The sequence below is a fragment of the Streptomyces sp. NPDC031379 genome (assembly GCF_055569615.1).
This window is the reverse complement of sequence record NZ_JBVIIT010000004.1, coordinates 196973-213335: the sequence shown is the minus strand read 5'-3', so window position 1 is coordinate 213335 and position 16363 is coordinate 196973. Positions and strand designations below refer to the sequence as shown.

Annotated in this window: 13 protein-coding genes; 6 read left to right on the top strand and 7 right to left on the bottom strand. The window is 71.5% G+C overall.

What is annotated here, in order from left to right:
* Positions 1-150: 150 nt before the first annotated feature.
* Complete coding sequence (locus ACZ5CW_RS07790) at positions 151-420, bottom strand: hypothetical protein (protein ID WP_468599320.1); 270 nt, start codon at positions 418-420, stop codon at positions 151-153.
* Positions 421-895: 475 nt separating this feature from the next.
* Entirely contained in the window at positions 896-1411 is a 516-nt protein-coding gene (locus tag ACZ5CW_RS07785; protein ID WP_468599319.1) for a hypothetical protein, read from the bottom strand.
* Between the two features lie 53 nt (positions 1412-1464).
* Here ACZ5CW_RS07785 and recD2 point away from each other — a divergent pair, with 53 nt between their 5' ends.
* Together recD2 and ACZ5CW_RS07775 are read left to right on the top strand one after the other, a co-directional pair.
* Positions 1465-3723, top strand: a complete 2259-nt coding sequence (gene recD2 / locus ACZ5CW_RS07780; protein WP_468599318.1) for an SF1B family DNA helicase RecD2 — start codon at positions 1465-1467, stop codon at positions 3721-3723.
* Between the two features lie 239 nt (positions 3724-3962).
* A complete protein-coding gene (locus ACZ5CW_RS07775; RefSeq protein WP_468599316.1) occupies positions 3963-5252 on the top strand; it encodes a citrate synthase in 1290 nt (429 codons plus the stop codon).
* Between the two features lie 597 nt (positions 5253-5849).
* Here the strand turns inward: ACZ5CW_RS07775 and ACZ5CW_RS07770 are convergent.
* The 4 genes from ACZ5CW_RS07770 to ACZ5CW_RS07755 form a co-directional block, all read right to left on the bottom strand.
* Positions 5850-8090 (bottom strand): heavy metal translocating P-type ATPase, encoded by a 2241-nt coding sequence (locus tag ACZ5CW_RS07770; RefSeq protein WP_468599314.1) that lies wholly within the window; start codon positions 8088-8090, stop codon positions 5850-5852.
* A gap of 87 nt (positions 8091-8177) precedes the next feature.
* Positions 8178-8417, bottom strand: a complete 240-nt coding sequence (locus ACZ5CW_RS07765) for a heavy-metal-associated domain-containing protein (RefSeq protein WP_468599313.1) — start codon at positions 8415-8417, stop codon at positions 8178-8180.
* A gap of 73 nt (positions 8418-8490) precedes the next feature.
* Entirely contained in the window at positions 8491-9441 is a 951-nt protein-coding gene (locus ACZ5CW_RS07760; protein ID WP_468599311.1) for a PrsW family intramembrane metalloprotease, read from the bottom strand.
* Between the two features lie 82 nt (positions 9442-9523).
* A complete protein-coding gene (locus ACZ5CW_RS07755) occupies positions 9524-10189 on the bottom strand; it encodes a TetR/AcrR family transcriptional regulator (protein WP_468599309.1) in 666 nt (221 codons plus the stop codon).
* Between the two features lie 165 nt (positions 10190-10354).
* On the opposite strand from ACZ5CW_RS07755, the gene ACZ5CW_RS07750 reads away from it, so the two are divergent.
* Entirely contained in the window at positions 10355-12634 is a 2280-nt protein-coding gene (locus ACZ5CW_RS07750; RefSeq protein ID WP_468599307.1) for an MMPL family transporter, read from the top strand.
* Between the two features lie 50 nt (positions 12635-12684).
* Positions 12685-13734: a zinc-dependent alcohol dehydrogenase family protein gene (locus ACZ5CW_RS07745; protein ID WP_468599305.1), complete on the top strand. Its 1050-nt coding sequence runs from the start codon at positions 12685-12687 to the stop codon at positions 13732-13734.
* Between the two features lie 33 nt (positions 13735-13767).
* Here the strand turns inward: ACZ5CW_RS07745 and ACZ5CW_RS07740 are convergent, their stop codons facing one another.
* A complete protein-coding gene (locus tag ACZ5CW_RS07740; protein WP_468599303.1) occupies positions 13768-13968 on the bottom strand; it encodes a helix-turn-helix transcriptional regulator in 201 nt (66 codons plus the stop codon).
* A gap of 496 nt (positions 13969-14464) precedes the next feature.
* On the opposite strand from ACZ5CW_RS07740, the gene iolC reads away from it, so the two are divergent.
* Positions 14465-15415, top strand: a complete 951-nt coding sequence (iolC, locus tag ACZ5CW_RS07735; protein ID WP_468599302.1) for a 5-dehydro-2-deoxygluconokinase — start codon at positions 14465-14467, stop codon at positions 15413-15415.
* Between the two features lie 59 nt (positions 15416-15474).
* Positions 15475-16359 (top strand): Cgl0159 family (beta/alpha)8-fold protein, encoded by an 885-nt coding sequence (locus ACZ5CW_RS07730; RefSeq protein WP_468599526.1) that lies wholly within the window; start codon positions 15475-15477, stop codon positions 16357-16359.
* Positions 16360-16363 lie beyond the last annotated feature (4 nt).

Sequence of the window (16363 nt, the reverse complement as noted above, 5' to 3'; positions counted from 1 at the left end):
TCCTTGTGGACTCGTGACGCCTGGAATCGATTACATCGACCTGTAGGAGGGATTGGAAACGATTACATGGCGTGAAGCAAGGGGGTGGGGTTGGCCGAAACCCAATCGTGATCGGAGGGTGGATCTACGGGCGGCCGGTGCCGAGCCGGGTCAGTGCAGGTCCACCAGGAACCCGTGGCGGCGATCGGCGGGGCAGGTGAAGATCCGCAGGTCCCCGGACCGGCCGACGACGACTTCCGTCTCGGTGTCGCCCTTCCCCGCCCCCGCCTTCACCGCCTTCCTCGAGGCCTGAAGGAGCACCCGCACCCGCGGGTCTGACCCGTCGGCCCGGCAGAGCCGGATCGTCACCGACACCACCGGTCTCCTGCTTGCCGTGCTGGTCCCTGTGGCGAGCGTGACCGCCGGCCCCTCGTAGAACACGCAGCCACCTTCCGCCCGCGCCCCAGGGACCAGGGGCTCGTCCCCGACGCCTGTTCCCCGGCAACTGGAACTACGACTTCTGCGTCACCGCGGTCAACGGCTCGGCGGAATCGGGCAGGTCGAACTGCGTGGCCCTCCAGAAGCCGCCCCCGACGGACCCGATCGAACCCCCGTCGACAGGCAGGCCCCCGACGACAGGAAAGTCCCCGTCGGCGGGGTCCCCCGCGGCGGTGGGGAAGGACGCGGCAGGGCTGAGCCCGACTCTCGAAAAACTCCTGCGCCTACGCGCTCGGCCGGCCCCGAACGCCACGGCCGGCATACCGGCGGGCTGAGTGACGAGAGGTGGGGCTTCGGGTGCGGTCGGCTGCGGCCGGGCGCACCCGAAGCCACTCTCCGCGATGCTCGAGCGTGCCCTGGGCGAACGCGCGCTGCGGTGTGGGAATCACTGAGTGGCGGTGTATCTCGGTGCCGGCCCTCACAGCAGGAAGACCACACCGAGGGCGATCAGCGTGCCGAGGGCGATGACGCCGCCGAAGATCCCGAAGCCCAGGGCGATCTTCACACTGGCGGGCCGCAGCTCCCGCCAGCCCAGCTCCCGGGCCGCGCCCCGGATCAGGCGGCGGCCCTCGGCGGACGAGAAGCTGTACTCCAGGGTGCCGTCCAGGCTCCAGGTCTTGGTGACGTACGTGCTGCGGCCGACCGACACCGCCGTCCCCAGGCGCACACCGCCCAGGCCCGCCTCGTACTCGACGGTCCGGACGACGTCGGTGATCGTGAAGGCCTTCTCCTGCGGGCGCAGCTCGACACGATAGGTGTGCACCTGGCTGACCCGCTGCCGGGTCAACACCTCCCGGAACTGCGGGGTGTGGACGTCCACCGTCAGCTCGCATCCCCATTCCGTCCGGCGCGGCCGGTACCACGTGTCCGCGACGGCGGTTTCGATGCGGGCGTAGAACTCTTCGACGGCGCCTGCGCCGTTGGCTCCCCTCACGGCCACGCACAGTAACAGTGTCCGTTGTCAGACCCCACCGGTACCGTCGGATCATGGCGCAACAGGCGGGGAACCCGACGGCCGAGCGGCGGCCGGCCGTGCTCGAAGGCGTGCTGGAGCGGATCACGTACGCCAACGAGGAGAACGGCTACACGGTCGCCCGGGTCGACACCGGAAGAGGCGCCGGCGACCTGCTCACGGTGGTCGGCGCGCTGCTCGGTGCGCAGGTCGGCGAGTCCCTCCGCATGGAGGGCCGCTGGGGGTCGCATCCGCAGTACGGCAAGCAGTTCCACGTCGAGAACTACACGACCGTGCTGCCTGCCACCGTCCAGGGCATCCGCCGCTATCTCGGCTCCGGCCTGGTCAAGGGCATCGGGCCCGTCTTCGCCGACCGCATCACCCAGCACTTCGGGCTGGACACGCTCAGGATCATCGAGGAGGAGCCCAAGCGGCTCATCGAGGTGCCCGGCCTGGGTCCGAAGCGGACCGCGAAGATCGCCGACGCCTGGGAGGAGCAGAAGGCGATCAAGGAGGTCATGCTCTTCCTCCAGACCGTCGAGGTGTCGACGTCCATCGCCGTGCGGATCTACAAGAAGTACGGTGACGCGTCGATCTCCGTCGTCAGGAACCAGCCCTACCGGCTCGCCGCCGACGTCTGGGGCATCGGCTTCCTCACCGCCGACAAGATCGCCCAGTCCGTCGGCATCCCGCACGACAGCCCGGAGCGGGTGAAGGCGGGCCTGCAGTACGCGCTGTCCCAGTCGGCCGACCAGGGCCACTGCTTCTCGCCGGAGGAGCGGTTGATCGCCGACGCGGTGAAGCTGCTCGGCGTCGACACCGGGCTTGTCATCGAGTGCCTCGCGGAGCTGGCCCGGCCCCCGGAGGACGGGGAGGACCCCGGGGTCGTCCGCGAGAAGGTGCCCGGGCCGGACGGCGGCGAGGCGGAGCCCGTCACGGCCGTCTACCTCGTGCCCTTCCACCGTGCGGAGCTGTCCCTCTCCTCCCAGCTGCTGCGCCTGCTGCGGACCGGCGACGACCGGATGCCGGCCTTCCGGGAGGTGGACTGGGACAAGGCCCTCGGCTGGCTGAAGTCCCGCACCGGCGCCGATCTCGCCCCCGAACAGGAGGCGGCGGTCAGGCTCGCGCTGACCGAGAAGGTCGCCGTGCTGACCGGTGGGCCCGGTTGCGGCAAGTCCTTCACGGTCCGCTCGATCGTGGAGCTGGCCCGCGCCAAGCGGGCCAAGGTGCTTCTCGCCGCCCCGACCGGCCGGGCCGCCAAGCGGCTGTCGGAGCTGACCGGTGCCGAGGCCTCCACCGTCCACCGGCTGCTGGAGCTGAAGCCCGGCGGCGACGCGGCCTACGACAAGGACCGCCCGCTGGATGCCGACCTGGTGGTCGTGGACGAGGCGTCGATGCTGGATCTGCTGCTCGCCAACAAGCTGGTGAAGGCCGTGCCTCCGGGGGCTCACCTGCTGTTCGTGGGGGACGTGGACCAGCTGCCCAGCGTCGGCGCGGGGGAGGTGCTGCGAGACCTGCTCGCCGAGGGCGGCCCCGTCCCCGCCGTCCGGCTCACGCGCGTCTTCCGACAGGCCCAGCAGTCCGGCGTCGTCACCAACGCGCACCGGATCAACGCCGGGCAGCATCCGCTCACGGACGGTCTCCAGGACTTCTTCCTCTTCGTCGAGGACGACACCGAGGAGGCCGGCCGGCTCACGGTGGACGTGGCCGCCCGGCGGATCCCGGCCAGGTTCGGGCTCGACCCCCGGCGGGACGTCCAGGTGCTCGCGCCGATGCACCGGGGTCCGGCCGGCGCGGGCACGCTCAACGGACTGCTTCAGCAGGCCATCACCCCCGGCCGGCCGGACCTGCCGGAGAAGCGGTTCGGCGGCAGGGTCTTCCGGGTCGGCGACAAGGTCACCCAAATTCGCAACAATTACGAAAAAGGGAAGAACGGTGTCTTCAACGGCACCGTGGGCGTCGTCACCTCGCTCGATCCGGTCGACCAGCGCCTGACGGTGCTGACGGACGAGGACGAGGAGGTTCCGTACGAATTCGACGAACTGGACGAACTGGCACACGCGTACGCGGTGACGATCCATCGCTCACAGGGGAGTGAATATCCCGCTGTGGTGATTCCCGTCACCACCGGAGCATGGATGATGCTCCAGCGGAACCTGCTGTACACGGCGGTGACACGGGCGAAACGACTCGTCGTCCTCGTCGGTTCACGCAAGGCGATCGGGCAGGCGGTGCGCACGGTGTCCGCGGGACGGCGCTGTACGGCGCTGGACTTCAGACTCGGCGGTCCCTGACCGGCCCTGACCAGGGACGGCGACCGGCATCACAAAAAATGATCGATCAAACGAGTCGCAAAGGTCACAGAGCACTTCCAGATGCCGTGCGAAGGGGGCAGGATGAGCAGGTTGGCGGCACTGAGTGCCGCCAATAGGCCCAATGGTCGACCCCGAGTGCACTCTCCTGAGCCAAATGGGGGATGGTAGAGACAGTCAGGGCACCTCGAAGATGAGGCACTACGTCGGTGAGGGAAGACGTGAGCGACAACTCTGTAGTACTGCGGTACGGCGACGGCGAGTACACCTACCCGGTGGTCGACAGCACCGTCGGCGACAAGGGCTTCGACATCGGGAAGCTCCGCTCCCAGACCGGTCTGGTGACCCTGGACAGCGGGTACGGCAACACGGCCGCCTATAAATCCGCTGTCACCTACCTCGACGGCGAGGCGGGCATCCTCCGCTATCGCGGCTACCCCATCGAGCAGCTGGCCGAGCGCTCCACCTTCCTCGAGGTGGCGTACCTGCTGATCAACGGCGAGCTGCCGACCGTCGACGAGCTGACGACGTTCAAGAACGACATCACGCGGCACACCCTGCTGCACGAGGACGTCAAGAACTTCTACAAGGGCTTCCCGCGTGACGCCCACCCGATGGCCATGCTGTCCTCGGTCGTCTCGGCGCTGTCCACCTTCTACCAGGACAGCCACAACCCGTTCGACGAGAACCAGCGCAACCTCTCCACGATCCGTCTGCTCGCCAAGCTCCCGACGATCGCGGCGTACGCGTACAAGAAGTCGATCGGCCACCCGTTCGTCTACCCGCGCAACGACCTCGGTTACGTCGAGAACTTCCTGCGCATGACCTTCTCGGTCCCGGCGGACGAGTACGAGCTGGACCCGGTCGTGGTGGCCGCGCTGGACAAGCTGCTGATCCTGCACGCCGACCACGAGCAGAACTGTTCGACCTCCACGGTCCGCCTGGTCGGCTCCTCGCAGGCCAACATGTTCGCGTCGATCTCGGCTGGCATCAGTGCCCTGTGGGGCCCGCTGCACGGCGGTGCCAACCAGTCCGTGCTGGAGATGCTCGAGGGCATCCGCGACTCCGGCTCCGACGTCGACACCTTCATCCGCAAGGTGAAGAACAAGGAGGACGGCGTCCGCCTGATGGGCTTCGGCCACCGGGTCTACAAGAACTTCGACCCGCGCGCCAAGATCATCAAGGCCGCCGCGCACGACGTGCTCTCCGCGCTGGGCAAGGAGGACGAGCTTCTCGACATCGCCCTGAAGCTCGAGGAGCACGCGCTGTCCGACGACTACTTCGTCGAGCGCAAGCTGTACCCGAACGTGGACTTCTACACCGGTCTGATCTACCGGGCCATGGGCTTCCCGACCGAGATGTTCACGGTCCTGTTCGCCCTCGGCCGCCTGCCGGGCTGGATCGCCCAGTGGACCGAGATGATCAAGGAGCCGGGCTCCCGCATCGGCCGCCCGCGCCAGATCTACACGGGCGTCGTCGAGCGCGACTTCGTGCCGGTCGAGGAGCGCTGAACACACGGAGCGCAAGGGCCTGCCGATCCGGCGGGCCCTGAACCTTCGACGACGAGCGAAAAGCGGAAGGCGCCCTGAGACGCCGGTCCCCCCACGGGCCGACGACCAGGGCGCCTTCCCATGTCCCGGTGCGGATTCCCCCCACGGGATCCGGCCGGGCGCTCGGAGAGAACAGCGCCTGAATCGCTGTTTCGAGCACGGCGAGCAGAACTCCTCGTGCTCCAGTGATGCGGTGCGACCTGCCGGGACAACGCACGCAGGGAGGGCCGCTCAAAGCTTCCCGGTGTACGTGCCCCGGCAACGCATCTCTGAGGAAGTCCCCCAAGACAACCCCAGATGCCAGTCAGCGCCCCCCAAGACGCTGGACTGACATCGCCAACTTAGACCTTCGAACCCCTTCGATGGTTACGTTCGCATCACTGTGATCTGCGTCTCTTGCATATGTCCTATAGGTGCGCAAGAGCCCCGATACGGCGATCAGGACTCAAGCGTAAGGATGATGCGCGAGCCTTGTGAAGAGCTTATGTGAGGCGCGCGCCGGACTCCAGGGGGACTCCTACTTCGGTCCCGGCGAATCCCCGGCGGTGCCCGGCGACTTCACCGGAAGGTCCGCAGCCGCAGGCTGTTGGTCACCACGAACACCGAGGAGAAGGCCATCGCGGCGCCCGCGATCATCGGGTTCAGCAGGCCCGCGGCGGCCAGCGGCAGCGCGGCCACGTTGTAGCCGAAGGCCCACGCGAGGTTGCCCCTGATCGTGGCGAGGGTGCGCCGGGAGAGCCGGATCGCGTCCGCGGCCACCCTGAGGTCCCCGCGCACCAGCGTCAGGTCTCCGGCCTCGATCGCCGCGTCCGTGCCGGTGCCCATGGCGAGGCCCAGGTCGGCGGTGGCGAGCGCGGCCGCGTCGTTGACGCCGTCGCCGACCATCGCCACGCACCGTCCCTCGCGCTGCAGCCGTCGTACGACGTCCACCTTGTCCTCGGGCAGCACCTCGGCGATCACCTCGTCGATGCCGACGGCCTCGGCGACCGCCTCCGCGACGGTGCGGTTGTCCCCGGTGAGCAGCACCGGCGTGAGCCCGAGGGCGCGCAGCTCGCACACCGCCTCCGCGCTGGTCTCCTTGACCGCGTCGGCGACGGCGAGGACTCCGCGGGCCCGCCCGTCCCAGCCGGCCAGGACGGCCGTACGGCCCTGCTCCTCGGCCTCCCGGGCCGCGCGGGCCAGCTCCTGCGGAAGGTCGTCGTACAGGCGCCCCACGGCCACCTCGCGGCCGTCCACGCGCCCGCGTACGCCCCGTCCGGGGACGTTCTCGAAGTGTTCGACGGCCGGCAGCGCGCCGGCGCGTTCCTCGGCGCCTGCGGCGATCGCGCGGGCGACGGGGTGCTCGGAGGCGTGCTCCAGGGCGCCCGCGAGCCGCAGCAGCTCCTTCTCGTCCTCGCCCTCGGCGGCGTGCACCGCCTGGAGGGTCATCCGGCCGGTGGTGACGGTGCCGGTCTTGTCCAGGACGACCGTGTCGACGCGGCGCGTGGACTCCAGCACCTCGGGGCCCTTGATGAGGATGCCGAGCTGGGCGCCGCGGCCGGTGCCGACCATCAGGGCGGTCGGCGTGGCGAGGCCCAGGGCGCAGGGGCAGGCGATGATCAGGACGGCGACGGCGGCCGTGAACGCGGCGACCGTGTCGTCGGTGACGCCCAGCCAGACGCCGAACGTGCCGAGCGCGATGAGGATGACCACGGGCACGAACACCGCCGAGACGCGGTCGGCGAGCCGCTGCACCTCGGCCTTGCCGTTCTGCGCGTCCTCCACCAGCCGGGCCATCCGGGCGAGCTGGGTGTCGGCGCCGACCCGGGTGGCCTCGACCACCAGCCGGCCGCCGGCGTTGACCGTGGCACCGGTGACCCGGTCGCCCGGGCCGACGTCCACCGGCACCGACTCGCCGGTCAGCATCGACGCGTCCACCGCGGAGACGCCCTCCACGACGGTGCCGTCGGTGGCGATCTTCTCGCCGGGCCGTACGACGAACCGGTCGCCGACCCCGAGGGAGTCGACCGGGATCCGCACCTCGCGCCCGCCGCGCAGGACCGCCACGTCCTTGGCGCCCAGCTCCATCAGCGCCTTCAGGGCGGCCCCGGCGCGCCGCTTGGAGCGGGCCTCCAGATAGCGGCCGAGCAGGATCAGGGCGACGACTCCGGCGGCGACCTCCAGATAGATGGTGGCGGCGCCGTCCATCCGCGAGACGGTGAGCCGGAACTCGTCGTGCATGCCGGGCATGCCCGCGTCGCCGAAGAACAGCGCCCACAGCGACCAGCCGAACGCGGCCAGCGTGCCGACCGAGACGAGGGTGTCCATGGTGGCCGCGCCGTGCCGGGCGTTGGTCCAGGCGGCCCGGTGGAAGGGTGCGCCGCCCCAGACGACGACGGGCGCGGCGAGCGTGAGCGAGAGCCACTGCCAGTTCTCGAACTGCAGCGCGGGGATCATCGCGAGCAGGACCACGGGCGCGGCGAGCAGGGCGGAGACGAGCAGGCGGTGGCGCAGGGCGCCGAGTTCGAGGTCCCGCTCGGGGGTTTCCGCGGCCGTCTCGGGCGTGGGCTCCGGTGGTGCGGGCTCCTCGGCGGTGTAGCCCGTCCTCACCACGGTGGCGATCAGGTCGGCGACCTGGACGCCCTCGGCGTAGGTGACCTTCGCCTTCTCGGTGGCGAAGTTGACGGTGGCGTTCACGCCCTCCATCCGGTTGAGCTTCTTCTCCACCCGGGCCGCGCAGGAGGCACAGGTCATTCCGCCGATGAGCAGCTCGACCTCGAAGGCCGTGCCCGTGGCTGTCTCTGCGGTGGTGCTGGTCATGTCCGGACTCCAGACATCGGACCGGGCCGTACGGATCCAGTATCAGCTGGTCGGCGCGGCCCGGTCGGGAAAAGGGAGCGTGCTTTCTCAGGCCTTGCCGGCCAGCTCGAAGCCGGCCTCGTCGACGGCGGCGCGCACCGCCTCGTCGTCCAGTGGGGCCTCGGAGACGACGGTCACCTCGCCTGTCGAGGCGACGGCCTTCACCGAGCTGACGCCGGGGATCTGGGAGATCTCACCGGAGACGGAGCCCTCGCAGTGGCCGCAGCTCATGCCGGTCACCTGGTAGACGGTGGTGACGGAGCCCGGGGTCTCGGTCTGGGCGCTCATGTCGTTCTCCTCGTCGAGGTGTGTGGGGCCGGTGGGACCCGCGAGGGAGCCCCATGTTCCTCACACTATACCCCTAGGGGGTATTTCTCCAAGGGGTGTCCCGGCGCGCCAGCGCCCGCACCCAGCCGACCCCGGCCAGCGCGACCAGGGTCAGGCCGCCGACCGAGAACAGTGTGAACAGGTGCTCCTGCGCGGCGCTCGAACGACTCACGTACCCCTGATCGAACAGCCCGCGCGACAGGCCGGCGCCGGACAGGCGCGCCACCAGCCAGACGGCGAGCCCGTGCGTGGAGTCCCACAGGGCGTGTAGCAGGGAGGCGCCCATGCAGGCCGCGACCGCCGGCGGGGCGAACCGGAAACGCCCGTTCGGCCGGCGCAGCGACAGCAGCGCGCTGCCCGCGATCGCCGTCCACAAACCGCCGCCGAGGGGGGCGAGCACCCCGCGCAGGAACTCCGTCTCCAGCAGCGCCCGCAGGTCGACCCCTTCGGCGGAGAGTGCCGCGCCGAAGGCGTTCGCGGCGCTCTCCGGGGCCGCGAAGCCGAGCCCGACGGCCGCGCCGAGCACCAGCCCGGCCCGCACCCCGCGGATGCCCGGCTGCCGGCGCAGTGCGATCACCAGGGCCCCGAGCTTGGCCGCCTCCTCGATCAGGCCGACGCCGAGGAACATCCCGAAGGAGGGGCGCGGCAGGTACGGCTCCATCAGCGCGGCGCCGGGGACGCCGAGCGTGCCGCCGGCCAGGAAGCAGCCGAGGATGGCGCTGACGCCCAGGTCACGGCCGTGCCGCTCGTAGGCCCAGAGCACGAAGACGACCGGCAGGAGGAAGCTGCCGAGCAGGATCAGCGTCGGCAGCAGCGCGGGGTTCCGCGTCGCGTACGCGCCCCCCGCCGCCAGCACCCACAGCGCGAGTCCGCCGCCCAGGACCCGCCGCCACAGGCCCGCCCCGATGCGCGGGTACGGCGGCGGGGGCTGCTGCGGTCCGGGGATGCGGGCCCTGGGCGTGCCGGGCGGCGGGGAGTGGCTCACGTCGGTCCCTCGAGCTGCTGGGCGATTTATCCGCACCTTAGGCAGATGTACCGCGGGTCGCAGTCCGGGGGGCCCGCTGGGGTCACGTACGGCCGAGCCGGTCGCCCACCAGGGGTTCCAGGTAGCGGATCAGGACGGCCTTGACCTCCTGGACGTACGCCGCGCGCTCGGCACCCTCGTGGGCGAGGACGAGTTCCAGGCCGGACTTGTAGACGCCCAGGCAGACGTGCGCCGTGCGTGTGAGGTCGGCCGGGGAGGCGCCGGGCATGAGCGAGGCGAGCAGGGCCTCGATGCGGCCGATGAGGGTCGTGTGCAGCTGGTCGTGCGCCTCGGCCATCCGGCCCGGGATGTCGGAGCCGTGCATGAGCGCGAAGAAGACCGGGTGGTCGGTGTTGAAGGCCATGAACCGGTCGACGGCCGAGCCGATCGCCTCCTCCAGGGGCGTGGCGGGGGCGACGGGTGCCAGTGCCTCGCCGTAGGCCTCCCGCATCTCGTGCATGAGCCGGTCGCCCAGCTCGATCGCGATCGCCTCCTTGTTCGGGAAGAACTGGTAGAGCGTGCCCGGGGAGACGCCGGCCTCGCGGGCGATGGCGTTGGTGCTGGCGGCCGTGTAGCCGGTCGTGCAGAAGACCTGGGCGGCGGCCTGGAGCAGCTGGGCGATACGGCGTTCGCCGCGGGCCTGGCGGCGGCGCGGCTGCTCCTTCTCCGTCTTGTCCGTCGTCTTGTCGGACTCGGTCCTGTCGGGCACGCGTTATCCCCAGCTCTCGGAACGCGATTGACAAACGCGAGCGGCCGCTCGCATTCTGATGAAACGCGAGCGATCTCTCGTGTTTGCCAGTCTATGGCAATGGCTCATCCATGCTGCCGTGCTCGCACACGGTCGCGCTGGTCAGGGTGAAGGGGACACCGCACGATGACGGAAGTCGAGACACCACCGCGATCGGGCCGGGGGCCGGCCCGGCCCGGCGGATGGACGCGCTTCGTGACCGCCCGTCCACGTCTGTCGCTGCTTGCCGCCCTGCTGCTCACCGCGCTCGCCGTGCTGGCCGGCGGCGGGGTCGCGGACCACCTCGGCAGCGGCGGCTGGGAGGACCCGGCCGCAGAGTCGACGTACGCGACCAAGGCGCTGGAGCGCGAGTTCCCCGGCTCCCAGCCGAACCTGATCCTCCTGGTCGACGCGGGCGGCGCCTCGGTCGACGACCCCGCGGTCAGCGCCGAGGCCCGGGACCTGACCACCCGGCTGGCCAGGGAGCAGGGGGTCACCGGCGTCGGCTCCTACTGGCAGGGCGGGTCGCCCGCCCTGCGCGCCGAGGACGGCCACGAGGCGCTGATCGCCGCCCGCATCACCGGCGACGAGAACGCGACGGCCCGGACCCTGGACCGCATCGCCCCCCACTACCGGGGCACGCACGGTCCGGTAGCGGTGAAGGTCGGCGGCATCGTCGCGGTCCGGCACGAGATGCAGACGATCATCAAGGAGGACCTCACCCGGGCCGAGATGATCGCCCTGCCCGTCACCCTCGTGCTGCTCGTCATGGTCTTCGGCAGCGCGGTCGCCGCCCTGCTGCCGCTGGGCATCGGCATCGTGGCGATCCTCGGGACGAACGCGGTGCTGCGCGGCCTGACGACCTTCACCGACGTCTCCGTCTTCGCGCTGAACCTCACCACGGCCCTCGGGCTCGGCCTCGCCATCGACTACGCCCTCTTCATCGTCCGCCGCTACCGCGAGGAACTGTCCACCGGCGCCGACCCGTTGACGGCCGTGGGGACGACCCTGCGCACGGCCGGCCGCACGGTGCTCTTCTCCGCCCTCACGGTCGCGGTGTCCCTGGCCGCGATGATGGTCTTCCCGCAGTACTTCCTGCGGTCCTTCGCCTACGCCGGCATCGCCGTGGTCCTGCTCGCGGCGGCCGCCGCGCTGATCCTGCTCCCGGCCGCGCTGATCCTGCTCGGCCACCGGGTCAACTCCCTCGACCTGCGCCGCCTCTTCCGGCGCGGCCGCGAGCCCGGGGCAGCCGAGGGCACCGCCTGGGCCCGCGCCGCCGGCCTGGTCATGCGCCGCGCCCCGCTCTTCGCGCTCGGCACCACCGCCCTGCTGGTCATCCTCGGACTGCCCTTCCTGGGCGTGCGGTTCGGCACCGCCGACGACCGCCAGCTCCCCTCGACCGCCGAGTCCCACGTGGTGCAGCAGGACATCCGCGAGGGCTTCCCCGGCAGCCCCGGCGGCGGGCTGGAGGTCCTCGCCGAGGGCGGGGCCACCGAGGCCCAGTACACCGCCTACCGGCAGCGGGTGGCCGCCCTGCCCGAGGTGGCCCGTGTCGACGGCCCGCTGGTCAAGGGTGACGCGGCCTACTTCACCGTCCAGCCGAAGGGCGAGGCCGTGGACGACCCCGCCCAGCGGCTGGTGGGCGACCTGCGCGCTCTGCGCCCTCCGTTCGACACCAAGGTGACCGGCACGGCGGCCGTCCTCGTCGACACCCAGCACGCGATCGCCGAACGCCTGCCCTGGGCGGCCCTGTTCATCGCCGTGGTGACCCTGCTGCTGGTCTTCCTGCTCACTGGGAGCGTGCTGATACCCCTGCAGGCCGTGGTGCTGAACGCGCTCAGCCTGACGGCGATGTTCGGTGCGGTGGTGTGGGTCTTCCAGGACGGCCACCTGTCGGGTGCGCTCGGCTTCACCAGCTCCGGCTCCATCGAGACCACCCTGCCCGTCCTGATGTTCTGCGTGGCCTTCGGCCTCTCCATGGACTACGGCGTGTTCCTGCTCTCCCGCATCAAGGAGGAGTACGACCGCACCGGCGACCACGACGCGGCCGTGCGCCACGGACTGCAGCGCACCGGCGGGCTGATCACTGCGGCGGCGGTCATCCTCGCGGTGGTGATGGTCGCCATCGGCAGCTCACGGGTGACCAACACCAAGATGCTGGGCCTCGGCATCGCGCTCGCGGTGCTGATGGACGCGATGGTGGTGCGCAGCCTGCTGGTCCCGGCCATCATGCGGCTCTCCGGCCGGGCCACCTGGTGGGCCCCGGCCCCGCTGCGCCGCTTCCACGAGCGGTTCGGGGTGAGCGAGGGCGGTGAGGTCCACGCCCCGACGGAGAGCGGGGCGAAGGCGTCGCTGCTTCCGCCCGGCGGGCTCGGCAGGCCGCCGAAGGCCCGCGACCGGGAAACGGCGTCCTCCGTGGAGCGCTAGCGTTCCGGCAGGAAGCGGTGGCCCGGTGACGGACGGAAGATGAGGCACGGATGCGCGCTGTGGTGTTCGAGCGGTACGGCGAACCGGCCGAGGTACGCGAGGTGCCCGACCCCAGGCCCGCCGACCACGGGGTGATCGTGCGGGTCGAGGCGACCGGGCTGTGCCGCAGCGACTGGCACGGCTGGATGGGGCACGACTCCGACATCACCCTGCCGCATGTGCCCGGACATGAACTGGCCGGTGTCGTCGAGGCGGTGGGCGCGCGCGTGACCGGATGGCGGGCGGGCGACCGCGTCACCGTGCCCTTCGTGTGCGCCTGCGGCACCTGCCCGTCCTGTGCGGCGGGTGACCAGCAGGTGTGCGAGCGGCAGACCCAGCCCGGCTTCCACCACTGGGGCTCCTTCGCCGAGTACGTGGCGCTCGATCATGCCGACGTCAATCTCGTCGCCGTCCCCGACGACATGGCCTACGCCACCGCCGCCGGCCTCGGCTGCCGCTTCGCCACCGCCTTCCGTGCCGTGGTGCAGCAGGGCCGGGTCGCGGCGGGGCAGTGGATCGCCGTGCACGGCTGCGGCGGGGTCGGCCTGTCGGCGGTGATGATCGCGGCGGCCTGCGGCGCCCGGGTGGTCGCCGTCGACGTGTCGCCCCGGGCCCTCGGCCTGGCACGGAAGTTCGGCGCCACGGAGTGCGTGGACGCGACCGCCGTGCCCGACACGGCCGCCGCCGTCCGCGAGCTGACCGGCGGCGGCGCCCACCTCTCCCTCGACGCCCTCGGCTCGCCCGCCACCTGCGCGGCCTCCGTGAACGGCCTGCGCCGCCGCGGCCGGCACGTCCAGGTCGGCCTGCTGCCCTCGCCCGACGGCACCACACCCGTCCCGCTGGCCCGCGCCATCGCCCTGGAACTGGAACTCCTCGGCAGCCACGGCATGGCCGCGCACACCTATCCCGCCATGCTCGACCTGGTCCGCTCCGGCGTCCTGCGCCCCGACCTGCTGGTGACCTCCACCATCCCCCTCGACGCGGCCCCCGCGGCGCTCGCGGCGATGGGCACCGCGGCGGGAGCGGGGGTCACGGTCGTCGAGCCGTGGGACCGGGGCTGAGGCCCCGCGAGGCCGCCCGCCGGGAGCCGGGCGTCAGTCCTGTCTGCGGCCGCGGTTGCCGGGTCGGGAGGCGACCCAGGTGCGGACGGTCTCGGCGTACCAGTAGGGCTTGCCGCCCTCGACGTGGTCGGGCTGGGGCAGCAGTCCGTGCTTGCGGTAGGACCGCACGGTGTCCGGCTGCACCTTGATGTGCGCCGCGATCTCCTTGTAGGACCAGAGCCGTCGGTCGGTCATGAGCCGCACCTCCCTGCGTGCGCCGCGGCGGCGACCGGGGGTCGGCCGTCGGGGGAGCCGGGCGCTTCAGTGGCGATCACCAAGCCTGTGCCCGGTGAACGACACAGAGTGACCAAGGGTCAGGGGCTGTCGACCGGGTGTGACCGAGCGCCCGCGTATGCGCGACATGTGTGACACGAGGGGGGCTTTTGTGACACGGCTGCCGCAAAGGCGCACGCCGGTCCGCGGGCGGGGCGCGTTGACGCCGGGGCCCTGACCCCCTCCACTTCCCCGGATGCTCATGCGCGCGGCAGCGGAGAAACGCCCCCCGGGAGCCGGGCGCCGATCCGATGCGGATGCGGGACAGTGAGGGGGGGTGACGACGACGTCATGGCCGGCGGCGTGCGGGCGCGGAGAAAGCGGTGTCAAGAGCTGGTCCGAATGTCTGGACAAAACATTGACAGGGCTCGGCGTACGGGACTAGAAAGCCGGGGAGAGCCGTGACGAAGGGAAGCCGATGGCCTACGACCTGATCACCATGGGGCGGATCGGAGTGGACCTCTACCCGCTGCAAACCGGTGTCCCGCTCGCCCGGGTGTCGTCCTTCGGCAAGTTCCTCGGCGGGTCGGCGACGAACGTCGCGGTCGCCGCGGCCAGACTCGGCCGGCACACCGCGGTGATCACCCGCACCGGCGACGACCCGTTCGGCGCCTATCTGCACGAGGCCCTGCGCGGCTTCGGTGTGGACGACCGCTGGGTCACCCCCGTCCCCGGACTCCCCACCCCGGTCACCTTCTGCGAGGTCTTCCCGCCGGACGACTTCCCCCTCTACTTCTACCGGCAGCCCAAGGCGCCCGACCTGGAGATCGACGCCCACGACCTGGACCTGGGCGCCCTTCGCGAGGCCAGGATCTTCTGGGTCACCGGCACCGGCCTGAGTGAGGAGCCCAGCCGCACGGCGACCCTCGCCGCCCTCGCCCACCGGGCGAAGTCGGGCACGACGGTCTTCGACCTCGACTGGCGCCCGATGTTCTGGGCCGACCCCGCCTCCGCCCGCCCCTTCTACGCCGAGGCCCTGCGCCACGCCACGGTCGCCGTCGGGAACCTGGACGAGGTGGAGGTCGCCACCGGGGTGCGCGAACCCCATGCTGCGGCCCGCGCGCTGCTGGCCGCCGGGGTCGAACTCGCCGTGGTCAAGCAGGGACCCAAGGGTGTCCTCGCCGTGACCGGCGACGGCGAGTCCGCCGAGGTCCCACCGCTGCCGGTCACCGTCCTCAACGGCCTCGGCGCCGGGGACGCCTTCGGCGGCTCGCTCTGCCACGGCCTGCTGGCCGGCTGGGACCTGGAGACGATCATGCGGTACGCCAACGCGGCCGGCGCCATCGTCGCCTCCCGCCTGGAGTGCTCCTCCGCGATGCCCACCCCGGACGAGGTGGCCGCCGCGCTCGAGGCCGGAGCGGTGCTGTGAGGGCGGGCAGGGTCGCCGGCACCCACCACGGGGGCGGGGACGGCACCCGGCAGCACCGGGTGGACGTCTCCGCGCTGGTCCGCGCCCGCACCCACCACCCCGAGGCGATCGCCGAGGCCGCGGCCCGCCGGGCGCGCAGGCCCCTGCTGAACGAGAGTGGACGGCTCATGATCGTCGCCGCCGACCACCCGGCCCGCGGCGCCCTCGGTGTCGGCGACCGGGGGCTCGCCATGGCCAACCGGGCCGACCTGCTCGAACGCCTGTGCCTCGCACTGTCCCGGCCCGGCGTCGACGGCGTCCTGGCCACCGCCGACATCCTCGACGACCTGCTGCTGCTCGGCGCCCTCGACCACAAGGTCGTCATGGGCTCCATGAACCGCGGCGGCCTGCAGGGCGCCAGCTTCGAACTGGACGACCGGTTCACCGGCCACCGCCCCGAGGACATCCAGCGCCTCGGCTTCGACGCGGGCAAGCTGCTCCTCCGTATCGACTACGCCGACCCGGGCTCCCTGACCACCCTGGAGTCCACCGCCCGCGCCATCGACGCCATGGCCGCACGCCGGCTGCCCGTCTTCGTGGAGCCGTTCCTCAGCCACCGCGGACCCGACGGGAAGCTCAGGAACGACCTGTCCGCCGAGGCGGTCACGAAGTCGATCGCCATCGCCTCCGGCCTCGGCGGCTCCTCGGCCTACACCTGGCTGAAGGTGCCGGTCACCGAGAACCCCGACGACATGGCCCGGGTCATGGAGACCTCGACCCTGCCCGCCGTACTGCTCGGCGGCGACATCGGCGACTCGCCCGAGGACCAGGTCGCCGCCTACGAGAAGTGGCGCGGCGCGCTCCAACTGCCCACCGTGCGCGGCCTGGTGGTCGGCCGCTCGTTGCTGTACCCGGCGGACGGCGATGTGGCCGCCGCCGTGGACACCGCCGTAGGACTGCTGTGAGGGG

Excerpts from the sequence above, each read along its gene's own strand:
- ACZ5CW_RS07750 (WP_468599307.1), top strand. The coding sequence starts at position 10,355 with ATGACGGAAGTCGAGACACCACCGCGATCGGGCCGGGGGCCGGCCCGG.
- ACZ5CW_RS07770 (WP_468599314.1), bottom strand. The coding sequence starts at position 8,090 with ATGACCAGCACCACCGCAGAGACAGCCACGGGCACGGCCTTCGAGGTC.
- ACZ5CW_RS07765 (WP_468599313.1), bottom strand. The coding sequence starts at position 8,417 with ATGAGCGCCCAGACCGAGACCCCGGGCTCCGTCACCACCGTCTACCAG.
- recD2 (WP_468599318.1), top strand. The coding sequence starts at position 1,465 with ATGGCGCAACAGGCGGGGAACCCGACGGCCGAGCGGCGGCCGGCCGTG.
- ACZ5CW_RS07740 (WP_468599303.1), bottom strand. The coding sequence starts at position 13,968 with ATGACCGACCGACGGCTCTGGTCCTACAAGGAGATCGCGGCGCACATC.
- ACZ5CW_RS07745 (WP_468599305.1), top strand. The coding sequence starts at position 12,685 with ATGCGCGCTGTGGTGTTCGAGCGGTACGGCGAACCGGCCGAGGTACGC.
- iolC (WP_468599302.1), top strand. The coding sequence starts at position 14,465 with ATGGCCTACGACCTGATCACCATGGGGCGGATCGGAGTGGACCTCTAC.